Annotated in this window: 15 protein-coding genes; 4 read left to right on the top strand and 11 right to left on the bottom strand. The window is 72.1% G+C overall.

Features of this window, described 5'->3' with window-relative positions:
- Window positions 1–16 precede the first annotated feature (16 nt).
- The 5 genes from AC067J_RS14285 to AC067J_RS14265 all read right to left on the bottom strand — a co-directional run bounded on the left by AC067J_RS14285 (window position 17) and on the right by AC067J_RS14265 (window position 4026).
- Window positions 17–1045, bottom strand: a complete 1029-nt coding sequence (locus AC067J_RS14285) for a methionine synthase (protein ID WP_478298906.1) — start codon at window positions 1043–1045, stop codon at window positions 17–19.
- Window positions 1046–1132: 87 nt separating this feature from the next.
- The gene (locus tag AC067J_RS14280; RefSeq protein ID WP_478298904.1) at window positions 1133–1822 is read right to left on the bottom strand and encodes an SDR family oxidoreductase; all 690 of its coding nucleotides are present in this window, start codon (window positions 1820–1822) and stop codon (window positions 1133–1135) included.
- 13 nt (window positions 1823–1835) lie between these two features.
- Window positions 1836–2360, bottom strand: coding sequence for an LOG family protein (locus AC067J_RS14275; RefSeq protein ID WP_478298902.1), 525 nt, complete (start codon window positions 2358–2360; stop codon window positions 1836–1838).
- A 266-nt stretch (window positions 2361–2626) separates the two neighbouring features.
- The gene (locus tag AC067J_RS14270) at window positions 2627–3124 is read right to left on the bottom strand and encodes an LGFP repeat-containing protein (RefSeq protein WP_478298900.1); all 498 of its coding nucleotides are present in this window, start codon (window positions 3122–3124) and stop codon (window positions 2627–2629) included.
- A 296-nt stretch (window positions 3125–3420) separates the two neighbouring features.
- Window positions 3421–4026: a TetR/AcrR family transcriptional regulator gene (locus tag AC067J_RS14265; RefSeq protein ID WP_478298898.1), complete on the bottom strand. Its 606-nt coding sequence runs from the start codon at window positions 4024–4026 to the stop codon at window positions 3421–3423.
- 91 nt (window positions 4027–4117) lie between these two features.
- Here AC067J_RS14265 and AC067J_RS14260 point away from each other — a divergent pair, with 91 nt between their 5' ends.
- Window positions 4118–5254, top strand: a complete 1137-nt coding sequence (locus AC067J_RS14260; RefSeq protein WP_478298896.1) for an FAD-dependent monooxygenase — start codon at window positions 4118–4120, stop codon at window positions 5252–5254.
- Between the two features lie 63 nt (window positions 5255–5317).
- On the opposite strand, the gene AC067J_RS14255 is transcribed toward AC067J_RS14260, so the two are convergent.
- From AC067J_RS14255 to AC067J_RS14240, 4 genes are all read right to left on the bottom strand, one after another.
- Window positions 5318–5782 (bottom strand): NUDIX hydrolase, encoded by a 465-nt coding sequence (locus AC067J_RS14255; protein WP_478298895.1) that lies wholly within the window; start codon window positions 5780–5782, stop codon window positions 5318–5320.
- Window positions 5779–6081, bottom strand: coding sequence for a GNAT family N-acetyltransferase (locus AC067J_RS14250; RefSeq protein WP_478298894.1), 303 nt, complete (start codon window positions 6079–6081; stop codon window positions 5779–5781). The genes AC067J_RS14255 and AC067J_RS14250 overlap by 4 nt, the downstream gene beginning before the upstream one ends.
- Window positions 6082–6194: 113 nt before the next feature.
- The gene (locus tag AC067J_RS14245) at window positions 6195–6818 is read right to left on the bottom strand and encodes an HD domain-containing protein (protein ID WP_478298892.1); all 624 of its coding nucleotides are present in this window, start codon (window positions 6816–6818) and stop codon (window positions 6195–6197) included.
- 13 nt (window positions 6819–6831) lie between these two features.
- A complete protein-coding gene (locus tag AC067J_RS14240) occupies window positions 6832–7953 on the bottom strand; it encodes a helix-turn-helix domain-containing protein (protein WP_478298890.1) in 1122 nt (373 codons plus the stop codon).
- Window positions 7954–8251: 298 nt separating this feature from the next.
- Between AC067J_RS14240 and AC067J_RS14235 the strand changes: the two genes are divergently transcribed.
- The 3 genes from AC067J_RS14235 to AC067J_RS14225 all read left to right on the top strand — a co-directional run bounded on the left by AC067J_RS14235 (window position 8252) and on the right by AC067J_RS14225 (window position 10491).
- On the top strand, window positions 8252–8746 hold the full coding sequence (locus tag AC067J_RS14235) for an ATP-binding protein (protein ID WP_478298888.1): 495 nt from the start codon (window positions 8252–8254) through the stop codon (window positions 8744–8746).
- Between the two features lie 468 nt (window positions 8747–9214).
- A complete protein-coding gene (locus AC067J_RS14230; RefSeq protein ID WP_478298886.1) occupies window positions 9215–9349 on the top strand; it encodes a hypothetical protein in 135 nt (44 codons plus the stop codon).
- Window positions 9346–10491, top strand: coding sequence for a methyltransferase domain-containing protein (locus AC067J_RS14225; protein ID WP_478298884.1), 1146 nt, complete (start codon window positions 9346–9348; stop codon window positions 10489–10491). The genes AC067J_RS14230 and AC067J_RS14225 overlap by 4 nt, the downstream gene beginning before the upstream one ends.
- Here the strand turns inward: AC067J_RS14225 and mnmA are convergent.
- Window positions 10481–11617: a tRNA 2-thiouridine(34) synthase MnmA gene (gene mnmA / locus AC067J_RS14220; RefSeq protein WP_478298882.1), complete on the bottom strand. Its 1137-nt coding sequence runs from the start codon at window positions 11615–11617 to the stop codon at window positions 10481–10483. The two genes, AC067J_RS14225 and mnmA, sit on opposite strands and share 11 nt — an antisense overlap.
- A gap of 49 nt (window positions 11618–11666) precedes the next feature.
- Window positions 11667–12848, bottom strand: a complete 1182-nt coding sequence (locus tag AC067J_RS14215; RefSeq protein ID WP_478298881.1) for a cysteine desulfurase family protein — start codon at window positions 12846–12848, stop codon at window positions 11667–11669.
- Window positions 12849–13104: the final 256 nt, after the last annotated feature.

Raw genomic sequence — 13104 nt, 5'->3', positions numbered from 1 at the left:
GCCCTCCGTTAACTTCTCATTCCGGGTTGTCCACCAGGCTCTGGCCCGCCTTCACGCTGTGTGACAGAGCAGTGCGCGCATACGCCGGGGAAGCCCCGGCCAGCCCGCAGGTGGGCGTCACCAGCACACGGCGGCCCAGCAGCTCCGGGGCGAACCCGAGCCTGCGCCACAACGTCCTGACACCCTGGACACTACCGGCCGGGTCCGACACTGCCCTTGATTGAGCGGGAGCCTGGTCAGTGGAGGGGACGACACCGGCGAGGATCATCGTGCCCGCCTCGACCGCCTCGCCCAGCTCGTCGTCCTCACGCTCGGTCAGCAAGGAGAAGTCCAGCGAGACCCCCGCCACCCCCGCCCGGCGCAGCAGCGGGAGCGGCACCTGCGGTGCGCAGCAGTGCACCACCACGGGCGCGTCCAGCCCCCGGACCACCTCGCGCAGCACCTCCTCGGCCACCTGCCGGTCGACCGCGCGCAGCCGCTGGAAACCGCTCGCGGTCTTCACCGACCCGGCCAGCACGGCAGGCAGCGAGGGCTCGTCGAGTTGGAGTACGACCTCGGCGCCGGGGATCCGCCTGCGGACGTCGGCGAGGTGGCGGCGGAGCCCCTCGGTGAGCGAGGCGGCGATGTCACGGCAGGCCCCGTGGTCGGCGAGCGCCTTCTCGCCGTGCTTGAGCTCGACCGCCGCGGCCAGCGTCCACGGCCCGACCGCCTGGACCTTCAGCGGCCCCCGGTAGCCCTGGGTGTACTCCTCCAGCGCGTCCAGGTCCTCGCCGAGCCAGGAGTGGGAGCGCCGGGTGTCCCGGCCGGGGCGGTCGGTGAAGCGCCAGCCGCTCGGCTCGGTCTGCGCGAAAAGCTCGACCAGCAGGCCGGCGGAGCGGCCGATCATGTCGGCGCCCGGCCCGCGGGCGGGCAGCTCGGGGAGGAACGGCAGGTGCTCCAGCGCACCGGTGGAGGTCCGGGCCGCCTCGCGGGCGTCGGTGCCGGGCAGCGATCCGACGCCGGTGGCGGCGCCGACCAGGTCGGGGAAGGGGTGTCCGTTGCTCACCCGCCCGAGCCTAGTGCGCGCCGGGCGGGAGGCCGGACCGGCCGGCCTCCCGCCCGGCGCGGCGGCCGGGGGCCGGCGCCCCGGGCCTCAGCGGCCGGGGCGGACGGTGATGTCGGTGATCTCCGCGTCCCGGGAGGCGTCCAGCGCCGCCAGGATCGCCTTCACCACCGACTCCGGCTCGATCCACTGGCCGGCGTCGTACTCCTTGCCCTCCTGCTGGTGCACCTTGACCTGCATCGCGGTCGCGGTGCGGCCCGGGTAGACCGAGGTGACCCGGACGCCGTGCCCGTGCTCCTCGTGCCGCAGCGAGTCGGCCAGCGCCCGCAGGCCGTGCTTGCTGGCCGCGTACGCCGACCACTCCGCGCTCGCCCGCAGGCCCGCGCCGGAGTTCACGAAGACGACGTGGCCCTTGGCCAGCCGCAGCGAGGGCAGCAGCAGCCGGGTCAGCTCGGCGGGGGCGACCAGGTTGACGTTCAGGGTGTCCTGCCAGGCCTTCACCGGCAGTTCGCCGACCGGGCCCAGCTCGACGACGCCCGCGACGTGCAGCAGCGAGTCGAGCTCGACCGGGGGCGCCTGGTGGCCGAGGGCCCAGGAGAGCTTGGCCGGGGTGGCGAGGTCGCCGACCAGGGTCTGCGCGCCGGGGAAGCGTTCGCGCAGCTCGGCGGCGCGGCGGGCGTCGCGGGCCAGCAGCCAGAGGTCGTCGCCGCGCTCGGCGAGGCGTTTGGCGAGGACGGCGCCGATGCCGGAGCCGGCGCCGGTGATCAGATGAGCAGCCATGCCCGTGATCCTCTCAGGCCTTCAGCTGCTCGAAGACCCGGGCCGGGGTGTCGGCGAAGGTGATCAGCTCGCCCAGCGGGCGGGGCAGGAAGCCCTCGGTGTCCATCCGCTCCAGCTGGGTGCGCAGGCCCGCGTAGAAGCCCTCGGTATCCAGGACGACCACCGGCTTGTCGTGCAGCGCGTGCTTCTTCAGCTCCAGCACCTCGGTGACCTCGTCCAGCGTGCCGAGACCGCCGACGAGGACGACCACGGCGTCGGCCCGCGCCAGCAGCTGCGCCTTGCGCTCGGCGAGGTCCGCGGTGGTGACCAGCTCGTCGGCCCCGTCGTACGCCTTGTGCTTCAGGAACTCGACGGAGACCCCGACCAGCCGGCCCCCCGCGGCCTTCACCCCGTCGGCGAGCAGGCCCATCAGCCCGGCGTTCGACCCGCCCCAGACCAGCGTGTGCCCACCCTCCCCCAGCAGCCGGGCGAACTCGGCGGCCGGAGCCGAGTAGCGGTCGTCGAGCGAGTACGCGGAGCAGAAGACGGTGATGTTCATAGTGCGTCCGGTCTATCACGCCCCGCCCCGGCCCCTCACCGCCTTTTCCCGCCCGGGTCGGTCCTTGTACGTCGACGGTGCGGCACCGCCCCGAGCACGTCTCGTCAGCCCGGGCCACAAGCTGGTCGCCCTCCAGGTGTGAGAGGTGCTCACCGACCGCGGCGCGGTCGCAACGGCCTGGAGGCCTCCACGGGTCTCGCGGCCCCGGCCGGCCCCGGCCGAGGCCGGCCGGGTGAGCACCCGCCGGGGCACCCGTGGAGTTCGGGTCAGACGCAGATGTTGGGATCGGACCACGTCACGTACACGCCTCCGGGGCGGGGCTGGAAGTGCGCCACCGTGCACTGGAAGTTCTGGCGGATCTCGTCGCCCACCGTGTACTCGAACGAGGTCGGGTAGCCCGCCGGGCCCGTTTCGTACCCCTGCCCGGCCCACCACTCACGGAGCGCCCCCCACACCGGGAAGGCCCCGGTGCGCGGAGACCAGTAGATCATCCCCCGCTCGAACTCCGACCGCCGTCCGACCTGGTCCGGGTTGGTGAGCTCGTCGGAGACCGGGCAGCCGAGCACGCCGCCCGGGCCGCCCAGGGACGTGACGTACGTGTGCTCGATGGCACCCACGACCTCGAAGCCCTGGTCGCAGTAGCGCGTGGCCTGCGCGGGCGTCGCCGCCGACACGGCCAGCGCGCCCGCCGTCAGGGCCAGCACGCTCGACGCCGAGGCGATACGGCCCCGGATCTTCCTTCGGACAGCTGCACCGGTGGTCATCCCGAGCCCACCTTCCTTCCGTCAGGGACTGCTGGGCCCGGCGGGAACCTGCGGCCCTGCGGCCCGGGCCGCCTCCGCTCGCGTCGAGGACCCGGCCCGCCCACTGACTCAGCCGCTTGCACCGCGGGTGCGCGGTCCGCTTGATCGAGGTCAGGATCCCCACCCGGCCCGGACGACAGCCAACGCCATACCAACGACGCCGGGCCGGGCAGGTGACGGCTTCACCGGCGGCGATCTCGCCGCGCCTTCCCGCGCCCGAGTGTTCCGCGCCGGAACCCGCGTACCGGACACCGGGTTCAGCCGGACACCCCACGCCAGGGGGCCAGGGCCACATCGGTCGCGGTCCGGACGGCGGCATGCAGGACCACGGGGGTGGCGGGCTCGTCGGAGCCGTCGAGGACGACCTGGAGGGCGCCGGCGATCGCGCCGATGAACGCACCGGTGAGGGCCGCCGCGCCCACCGGGTCGAGCCGATCCGGGAACGCCTCGGCCAACTGTCGCGCGATCTCCTGTTGGGCGTCGAGCTGGATCTGCAGGGCGCGACCGCGCACGGCCGGGACGGTCCGGACCAGCCGCAGGCGCAGCGCCGCCAGCGGGCTCACGAGGTCGTCGCCGGTGTCCGGCACCGCACCCAGCGCGCGCAACAGGACCTCGGCCGGGCCTTCGTCCGGCCCATGAGACGCGATGGCGTCGGTGACGGCCTGGACGCGGGCGTCGGAGTCCGGGAACAGCAGCTCCTCCTTGCTGGCGAAGTAGCTGAAGAACGTACGGGTGCCGATCTCGGCCGCGGCGGCGATGTCGGCGACCGTGGTCTCGTCGTAGCCCTGGCGCTCGAACAACTCCGTCGCCGCGTCGATCAGGGTCTGGCGGGTGCGGGCCCGCTTGCGGTCGCGAAGAGACATGCGGCGAGCCTACCGCACTCGACGCAGTTCGGCATTGAGTGCATATTTGCTTTCATTGCAAAACTGCATCGAGTGCAATTATGGTCGAGGCATGACTCCACGAAGTGCGACTCCCCGAAGCGTGCTCATCTCCGGGGCCGGCGTGGCCGGCCCGACCCTCGCCCACTGGCTGGCCCGCCAGGGCTGGCGCCCCACCGTCGTGGAGAAGTTCCAGGGCCTGCGCTCCAGCGGCAACCCGGTCGACGTCCGCGGGCCGGCCCTTCCCGTGGTCGACGCCATGGGCGTCCTGCCGCAACTGCGCGCGGCCGCCACCCGGGCGGTCGCGATGCGGCTGCTGAACGCCTCGGGGCGCGAGGTCGCCCGGGTGCGCATGCCCGCGAGCCGCGGCGGCGCGGGCGAACGGGGATTCGAGGTGCCGCGCGGCGACCTGGCCGCCGTCCTGTACGAAGCGGCCCGCGACCAGGCCGAGTTCCTCTTCGACGACACCGTCACCTCACTGCACCGGGACGAGCACGGCGTGGACGTCACGTTCGAGCGGACGGCGCCGCGCCGCTTCGACCTGGTGATCGGCGCGGACGGGCTGCACTCCACCATGCGGCGTCTCGTCTTCGGCCCGGAGCGCGACTTCGTCCGACCCACCGGCCTCCTCGTCGCCACCCTGCCGCTCGACGAACCGGTGGACCACCCGCAGGAGGTGGTCATCCACAGCACGCCGGGCCGGATGGTCTCCGTGCACCCCTCCCGGGACCGGGCCCTGGTCGCCTTCGTCTTCCGCCGGCCGGACATCACCAACTTCGACCGCCACGACACCGACCTGCACAAGCGGATCGTGACGGAGTCCCACGCGGATCTCGGCTGGCGCGTCCCCCGACTGCTCGACCGGCTACGCGACACCGACGACCTCTACTTCGACGCCGTCAGCGTCGTCGACCTCCCCTCGTGGTCGCGGGGCCGCGTCGCCCTGCTCGGCGACGCCGCCTCCTGCGTCTCACTCCTGGGGGACGGCTCCAGCCTCGCCATCGCCGGGGCGCACACCTTGGCCGAGGCGCTCGCCGCACACCCGGCCGACCCTGCCGCCGCATTCGACCGCTACGAGACGGTCCACCGCGCACGCGTGACCCCCAAGCAGCGTGGCATCAAGCGCGCGACAGCCCTGCTGGTACCCGAGACCCGCCTCGGCCTCACCGCCCGCAACCTCGCCGCCCGGCTCTGGCCCGGGGGGATGTGAGATCCGGTCCGGGGCCGCGAGACGGGGCCTGCGGCCCCGAACAACGCGCACACCGTTCGGCGTTCACCACGCGTCGCCCTCGCCGAGCAACCGCCGTCCGTCATGGGTGCGGACAGCCGGTGCGTCGCCGCCGCGCAGGGCGTCCAGGACACGTACGGCATACACCTCGGCCATCCGGTCGGACACCTCGGCCGGAGTGAACCAGCCGACGGCGGTCGACTCGTCCGAGAGCCGCTCGGTCCCGCCCTCGGGGTGGCAACGGAACACCAACGCGACCACTCCACGGCTCACGTTCTTGTACACGCCGGTCAGCCGCACCACGCCGGCCCGGATGCCCGTCTCCTCGAAGACCTCCCGCCGCACCCCGTCCTCGACGGCCTCCGCAAGCTCCAGCACCCCGCCCGGCGGCTCCCAGCTCCCGTTGTCCGCCCGACGGATCGCCAACACCCGCCCGCCCTCCCGCACCACCACCCCGGCGACGGACACGGAGTGGAGGGGCGGCGGACCGGTCTCCTCGCCGCTCGTCATGTCATCGGATCCGAGGAGGAACGAGGCAGGTCGCGGATCATCACCTCATGATGATCCGCGCCCTCCCAGGGAATCGCCGATCCCACCCGCCGGTAGCCCCAGGAGAGGTAGGCCGCCTGAGCGGCGGTCGCCTCAGGTCGGCTGTTCAGCATCACCCGGGTGTCGTCGAGGCCTTCGACGAGCAGGCCGTGCATGCGGGTGGCGATGCCCCGGCGGCGCCACTGCGGCCGGGCCGCCAGTTCGGTGCCCTCCGCGAGGTAGGCGTTCCAGGCATCGGCGTCGGTGGGTAGAGGCCTCACGTCGAACCTCCCCGGGGCAACGGGATGTTGTCGGCGCGCAGATGCTGCGGCCGCCGTTCTTCCGGACCGGAGCCGAGCCGGGATCCCTTTCCCGCACCAGGCCGAACGGGCCATCATCTCTGAGAGGTCAAAGGTGGCGCACTGCTCGGGAGGAGTGGGATCGGCTTCTCGCCGAGGGCGTGGCGGAGCCAGTCGAGCGAGTCGGTCGCCAGGATGGCGTCAGCAAGGTCGTTGGCGGTCTTGGTGGTCAACCGCCCACGGCTGTTGTCGATCCACCGCTGGGCGTTCACGTACCCCTGAGCCAGGTACTCGACCCCTTGGAGCAGGCACTCCAACTTGTCGGCGTCCCGCGCGCAGACGGCTTCGGGTGATTCCTTGTCCTCGTACTCGGCGACGAGTTCCCGCACGGTCGAGGCCAGGGCCTCGGGCATGCCGGCGACCTGGTCGGCCGTGACCGCCTCGGGGTCGGCGCCGGTCGAGTACTTCTTGCCGACATAGTTGACGTCGCCGGTCCGCGTCTCCGCGACGTCGTGCCAGGTGGCGAGGAACGCCGCCCGCGCGGGGTCCGCGCCTTCGAGCTTGGCGATGACCGACGCGAGGAGCGAAGTCCGCCAGGAATGCTCGGCGACCGACTCGGGATCACGGACGCCCGCCATCCACCACCCGCTGCGCTTGGTGTGCTTGAGCGTCCCGGCCTCGAACAGGAACCGCGCCACCGAAGACAGATCATCGGACACCTTCGGACTCCTCTCACGCCTCGGCGAGGCGGATTGCGTAGCGAATGCTTTCGAGCTCACGCCGCCCACGCGTCGAGACCTCGGCGCTATCCAACATCACGGGGAGCCTGTCACGGAGGGCGGTTACCGCCGTTCCCGGGCGCAGCAGGTTCGGCCGCGCCTGGAGCAGGGACCACACTGTGTGGATGTTCAGATCAAGGTAGCCGTGGCTGGTATTGAGACCGTCGGCCAGGTGTCTGAGCAGTTTGTGCCCAGGCCAGGAAGCCGACATCGTGTCTGCGATGAACTCGTCGGAGAACTCAAGTGGAAGCTCACCTATCCAGTACGCCCAGTAGTTGAGATTCGCGGCCGCGCCGGCATCATCGGCCAGCGCGGTGTCGATGAAGTAGGCCAAGTGGTCCTGATCGCCGTGCCGAGCGGAAACCATCGCGACGGACCGGAAGTTGAGCCAGTCACTCAACCAGTCACTCGGCCCTTCCATTCGCTGCTGGTGAGCGAGCCACGAGGCGGTGTCGTCGTGGTCGTCGAGACCGGCGAGGTAGAGCGCCTGGCGACGGAGCAGGAGCTGATCTCTTCCACGAGCCTCCTCCGCAGTGCGCCGCATGTTGGCGAAGAAGCGGGCGCGTTCGGATCCGGAGAGTTCCGGTCCGACCGGTGCGGGCCCTCGCCGAGAGCGCGCAGGTGCCGGAAGTTCACGAATGCCCCGAGGAACTCGGCCATTGAGTGGCCACGCCAAGACCTCGATGAGGTCACGCTGCATCACCATCGACCCGAGTGGACTTGCCGTCACGGACACATCGCCTTCGAGCGCACCAGCGAGCAGCACGTCGGCCTCAAGAGCGTGTTCGAAGACATGGAGAAGGGCGGATGTAGCACCCAGTCGCATGAGCCGGTGGCGGGTCGTGAGCATCTGCCCGACAGGCACAGCAGTGAGCGGCCGGCGGCCGCTCTCCCATCCCGCGATGGTGTCCGCCGAGACTCCGAGCACCTCGGCGAATCCCTCCTGGGTTCGGCCCTGTTGCTCTCGTATCACCCGCAGGACGTACCCCGAGACAACGCCTGAACGTGGTCGACACAAGCTTCCTTGACTGACAGTCAGGATTTGGCTCGGCCTGGATCGCACAAGAGCCCCCATCTTCGGGAGTTCACACCGTCTACTCGTACTCGCAGTCACTGCACGTTCTGATCTCGAACTTCTACTGTCGTAGTCGACCCGGTCAAGGCTAGCCGGAGGCCCCCTGACGAGCCTCCTTCTTCCCTGAACGGGTGACGGAAGAGCCGTGGTTCGTTCTGTTCGGAGGTACCGCGATGGGCCCAGCTCCCCTCCCTGGGGCAAGTACGCAGGATTTCGAAGAACCGGTCAACGCCAACGCCATCCGATCCGCAGCCGCCTCCCGACTGGCGCAAACGCACCGAACAGAGGCAGTGGGGCAGTGACGATCAAGACCAAGTCGCAGACCTACCCTCAAGCCCTGATCAGCGCGAAGCGTGCCGCATGGGCGGTCGACCGGGCACCCAGTACCGTCTCCGTCCTCCGTGCGAACGTCGGCAGAGTCCTCCGTTCATGGCAGCTCGACCCGGACGGCGCCCAGGTATTCGCCACGCTCCTGGTCCTCACCGAGCTGGTGACCAACGCGAGCCGGCACGGTCAGCCCATCCTCGGGTTGATCGACACCGAATTGTGGCTGGACGGCAGCCGCATCATCGTCGTGGTCACGGATGGCGCGACCGAGGTTCCAGTCACACGCAAAGCTGGCGCCGATGACGAGTCCGGGCGGGGCCTTGAGCTGATCAGTGCCTACGCCGAATCGACCGGCTACGAGCCCCTTCCCACCGGCAAGCGCGTGTGGGCCGTGATCGGCCCACACCCGGCCCCCGAGAGCGGAGCCCTTCTCGTGGCCCCGGATCCCCTTCAGTACGCCGTGTGACCCGTTCTCCCGCCCTTTCCGGGCGGGAGAACGGGCTGCTCCTCACCAAGGACAAAACGATCCGTGATCAAGAGCTCCGTTTCAGCTCCCGGAAGGTCAGGGCTTGGCACGGACGAATCCTCGCCACCGACTGACGCGTCACGGACGCGCGGTCTGCCTCCGGCCGACAGTTCCGGGGATGGCTCGTCTCAGGACTTCATTCCCGACACCGATCCCGTCCGGGTCTGGGCTGCCTATGGGGTGTCAGTCGCGGCCGTGTTCCACCTCGCTGCCGGTGCCCTGGTCCTGATCAACCGATCCAGCTGAGCCCGAGCGGCGTCGTCAATCTCTCTTTCCCTCAAGCCGATTGGAGTCCCCCATGCCCACACCCGAACCGAAGCCGCCGCGGCCGAAGCCGGCGAATCCGCCCACGCCCCGGCCTCCGGAGCGGTAGCCACAACCCGACCACCACAACCACGAGGAGGACCCATGACTTGGGGAACCGACAAGGACAGCGGCGGGAAGCACGGCGGCAAGAAGGACCCCGGCACGGCAAAGCCGTCCCCCGACGGCGCGCGGCCGGCGCCCGAGCCCAAGCACCGGAAGGACGACGACAAGAAGTGACCGACTCCCCTCACCACCCGGAGCAGGCCGCCGTCCGCGGCCTGCTCCGGGCCGTCGGCGAAGCGCTCGGCGGCCCCGTCCCCGGCGAGTGGCGGGAGGCGATCACGGCCGTCCCCCGGCACCGCTTCCTCCCGGAGCGCATCTGGCTGGACGACGGCCACGGCGGCTACGAGCCGTGCGACCTCCCGACCGACCACGACCGCTGGTTCGAATCCGCCTACGCGGACCTGCCAGTCGTCACCCAGGTCAACGACGGCGCCGAACCGCCCGATCCCACCGATGCCTGGCCCTCCTCCTCGGCCTCCGCCCCCTCGGTCGTGGTCCGGATGCTCCGCGACCTCGACGTCCGCCCCGGCATGAACGTCCTGGAGATCGGCACCGGCACCGGCTGGAACGCCGCGCTCCTCGCCCACCGCCTCGGCCCCGGACACGTCGCCTCGGTCGAGATCGACGCCGAGGTCGCCCGGCAGGCGCAGGCCTCCCTGAACGCCTCCGGCCTGACCGTCGACGTCGTCTGCGGGGACGGTTCCCTCGGCTGGCACCGCCGGCTGCCGTACGACCGCATCATCTCGACCTGCTCGGTCCGGCGGATCCCGTGGGCCTGGATCGAGCAGACCAGGCCCGGCGGCATCGTCCTCACCCCCTGGGACAACCCCATGCTCTGCTGGGGACTGCTCAGGCTCACCGTCGAAGGGGACCAGGCGCGGGGCCGGTTCAGCCCGCACTCCGCGTTCATGCTGATGCGCACCCAGCGGCAGGACCTGAGGATCTTCCGCGACGTCGTCCGCGACGAGCACGTTCCCGACGAGAGCCGGACGGTGCTGTCCCCGCGGCGAGTAACGGGAGACGAGTGGGAGGCTCGCTTCGCTCTCGGGCTGCGTCTGGGCGACGTGTGGACCGCCCGGGACGAGGACGGCGCCCGGCTCTGGGTGGCCACCACCGACGCCCGTTCCTGGGCCGCCGTCGAGGACGGCACCGTGTGGCAGTACGGCCCCCGCCGCCTCTGGGACGAGGTCGAGGAGGCCTACCGCTGGTGGGAGGACCAGGACCGCCCGGCCCCCGACCGGTTCGGGCTGACGGTCACCGAGGCGGAGCAGTGGGCCTGGCTGGACCGGCCCGCCCGCCCCGTCCTCAGGCGTTGACGGCCGGGCGCTCCGTCGTCGCGATGGTGGCCGAGCCGACGACCCTGGTGCCGTCGTACAGCACGACCGCCTGCCCCGGGGCGATGCCGCGCACGGCGGTGTCCAGCCGGACGTGCAGCTCCCCGTCGACGACCGACGCCGTGACCGGCACCTCCTCGCCGTGGGCGCGCAGCTGGGCGGTGTAGCGGCCGTCCGACGCCGGGGAGTCGCCGCACCAGCGCGGCCGAATCGCGGTCAGCGCGGTGACGTCCAGCCCCTCGACCGGGCCGACCGTCACGGTGTTGTTCACCGGCGAGATGTCGAGGACGTAGCGCGGCTTGCCGTCCGCCGCCGGGCGGCCGATCCGTAGGCCCTTGCGCTGCCCGATGGTGAAGCCGTACGCGCCGTCGTGCTCGCCGAGCTTGGTGCCGTCGGTGTCGAGGATGTCGCCGGTCGCGGTGCCGAGGTGCTTGGCCAGGAAGCCCTGGGTGTCGCCGTCGGCGATGAAGCAGATGTCGTGGCTGTCGGGCTTCTTGGCGACGGCGAGGCCGCGCCGTTCGGCCTCCTCGCGGATGACGTCCTTGGTGGTGTCGCCGAGCGGGAAGAGCGAGTGGGCGAGCTGGTCGGCGTCGAGCACGCCGAGCACGTAGGACTGGTCCTTGGCGCCGTCGACGGCGCGGTGGAGCTGGCGCTCGCCGCCCGGCAGGTCGACGATCCGGGCGTAGTGGCCGGTGCAGACGGCGTCGAAGCCGAGCGCGACCGCCTTGTCGAGCAGCGCGGCGAACTTGATCTTCTCGTTGCAGCGCAGGCACGGGTTGGGGGTGCGGCCGGCCGCGTACTCGGCGACGAAGTCGTCGATGACGTCCTCGCGGAACCGCTCGGCGAGGTCCCAGACGTAGAACGGGATGCCGATGACGTCGGCGGCCCGGCGGGCGTCCCGGGAGTCCTCGATGGTGCAGCAGCCGCGGGCGCCGGTGCGGAAGGACTGCGGGTTGCTGGACAGCGCCAGGTGCACGCCGGTCACCTCGTGCCCGGCTTCGGCGGCGCGGGCGGCGGCGACGGCGGAGTCGACCCCGCCGGACATCGCCGCGAGCACGCGGAGGCGGCCGGTGGACGGAGCGGTCGGGGCACCCGGGAAGTCAGTCATGATGCATCCAAGCGTACGTGGTGCGGTCGGGCATTCCGCCGGGGTTTCCTCAGCGCCGGACGGACGCGAGACCGGCGTTGCGGGCGCGGTGGACGGCCGGGCCGATGGCCTCCGTGAGGGCGGCGACGTCGTCCCGGGTGGAGGTGTGGCCGAGCGAGAAGCGGAGCGAGGCGCGGGCGAGCAGCGGGTCGACGCCCATCGCCAGCAGGACGTGGCTGGGCTGCGGCACGCCGGCCGAGCAGGCCGAGCCGGTGGAGCACTCGATGCCCTGGGCGTCGAGCAGCATCAGCAGCGCGTCGCCCTCGCAGCCGGGGAAGGAGAAGTGGGCGTTGGCGGGCAGCCGCCCGTCCGCCGCCGGGTCGCCGTTGAGCACCGCGTCCGGGACGCCGGCCAGCACCGCGGCGACGAGTTCGTCGCGCAGCGCGCCGAGGGTGACGGCGTGCTCCGCGCGCCGTTCGACGGCGATCGCCGCGGCGGCCGCGAAGCCGGCGGCGGCGGGCGCGTCGAGGGTGCCGGAGCGGACGTCGCGCTCCTGGCCGCCGCCGTGCAGCAGCGGGACGGGCGTCGCGCCGCGGGAGAGCAGCAGCGCGCCGATGCCGAACGGCCCGCCGATCTTGTGCCCGGTGACGGTGAGCGCGGTGAGTCCGGAGTCGGCGAAGGAGACCGGGACCTGACCGAGCGCCTGGACCGCGTCGGCGTGCATCGGGATGCCGTACTCGGCGGCGACGGCGGCGAGTTCGGCGACCGGCTGGACGGTGCCGACCTCGTTGTTGGCCCACATGACGGTGACCAGCGCGACCGAGGCCGGGTCGCGTTCGACCGCCTCGCGCAGCGCCGCCGGGTGGACCCGGCCGAGGCCGTCCACCGGCAGGTACTCGACGGTGGCACCCTCGTGCTCGGCGAGCCAGTGCACCGCGTCGAGCACCGCGTGGTGCTCGACCGGGCTGCAGAGCACCCGGGTGCGGGCCGGGTCGGCGCCGCGGCGGGCCCAGTACAGGCCCTTGACGGCCAGGTTGTCGGACTCGGTGCCGCCGCCGGTGAGGACGATCTCGCTGGGCCGGGCGCCGAGCGAGTCGGCGAGCGACTCGCGGGCCTCCTCGACGACACGGCGGGCCCGGCGGCCGGCCGCGTGCAGGGAGGAGGCGTTGCCGACGACCCCCAGGTGCGCCGACATCGCGGCGATCGCCTCGGGCAGCATCGGCGTGGTCGCCGCATGGTCCAGGTATGGCATAACCATCCGATTGTAGAGGGCCCTCGGCTTGCGGTCCGGCGCCCGATCCGCCCACCGTACCGATCCGGCCACCGGCCGCCCTGCCCGGGCGGGCCACGGGCGGCGCTGCCCGGGCGGGCAGCCGGACGGACCGGCCCGCCGGCGCCCGCTCGGGCAGACCCGGGCCGCGGCGGGGCCGGGGCGCGTCCCGGCAGCCGGGCCCGGTACGGGGAGCGCGCCCCGAGCGGTTAGCCTGACGGCCACCGCAATGCGGCCG

Source organism: Kitasatospora sp. NPDC042419 (genome assembly GCF_056437345.1).
The sequence above is the reverse complement of the archived record's forward strand: the minus strand, read 5'-3'. Positions and strand labels throughout refer to the sequence as shown.

Coding starts and splice junctions, on each gene's coding strand:
- AC067J_RS14265 (WP_478298898.1), bottom strand. CDS start 4,026: ATGTCTCTTCGCGACCGCAAGCGGGCCCGCACCCGCCAGACCCTGATC.
- AC067J_RS14275 (WP_478298902.1), bottom strand. CDS start 2,360: ATGAACATCACCGTCTTCTGCTCCGCGTACTCGCTCGACGACCGCTAC.
- mnmA (WP_478298882.1), bottom strand. CDS start 11,617: ATGACTGACTTCCCGGGTGCCCCGACCGCTCCGTCCACCGGCCGCCTC.
- AC067J_RS14255 (WP_478298895.1), bottom strand. CDS start 5,782: ATGACGAGCGGCGAGGAGACCGGTCCGCCGCCCCTCCACTCCGTGTCC.
- AC067J_RS14270 (WP_478298900.1), bottom strand. CDS start 3,124: ATGACCACCGGTGCAGCTGTCCGAAGGAAGATCCGGGGCCGTATCGCC.
- AC067J_RS14260 (WP_478298896.1), top strand. CDS start 4,118: ATGACTCCACGAAGTGCGACTCCCCGAAGCGTGCTCATCTCCGGGGCC.
- AC067J_RS14280 (WP_478298904.1), bottom strand. CDS start 1,822: ATGGCTGCTCATCTGATCACCGGCGCCGGCTCCGGCATCGGCGCCGTC.
- AC067J_RS14215 (WP_478298881.1), bottom strand. CDS start 12,848: ATGCCATACCTGGACCATGCGGCGACCACGCCGATGCTGCCCGAGGCG.
- AC067J_RS14240 (WP_478298890.1), bottom strand. CDS start 7,953: ATGGGGGCTCTTGTGCGATCCAGGCCGAGCCAAATCCTGACTGTCAGT.
- AC067J_RS14230 (WP_478298886.1), top strand. CDS start 9,215: ATGACTTGGGGAACCGACAAGGACAGCGGCGGGAAGCACGGCGGCAAG.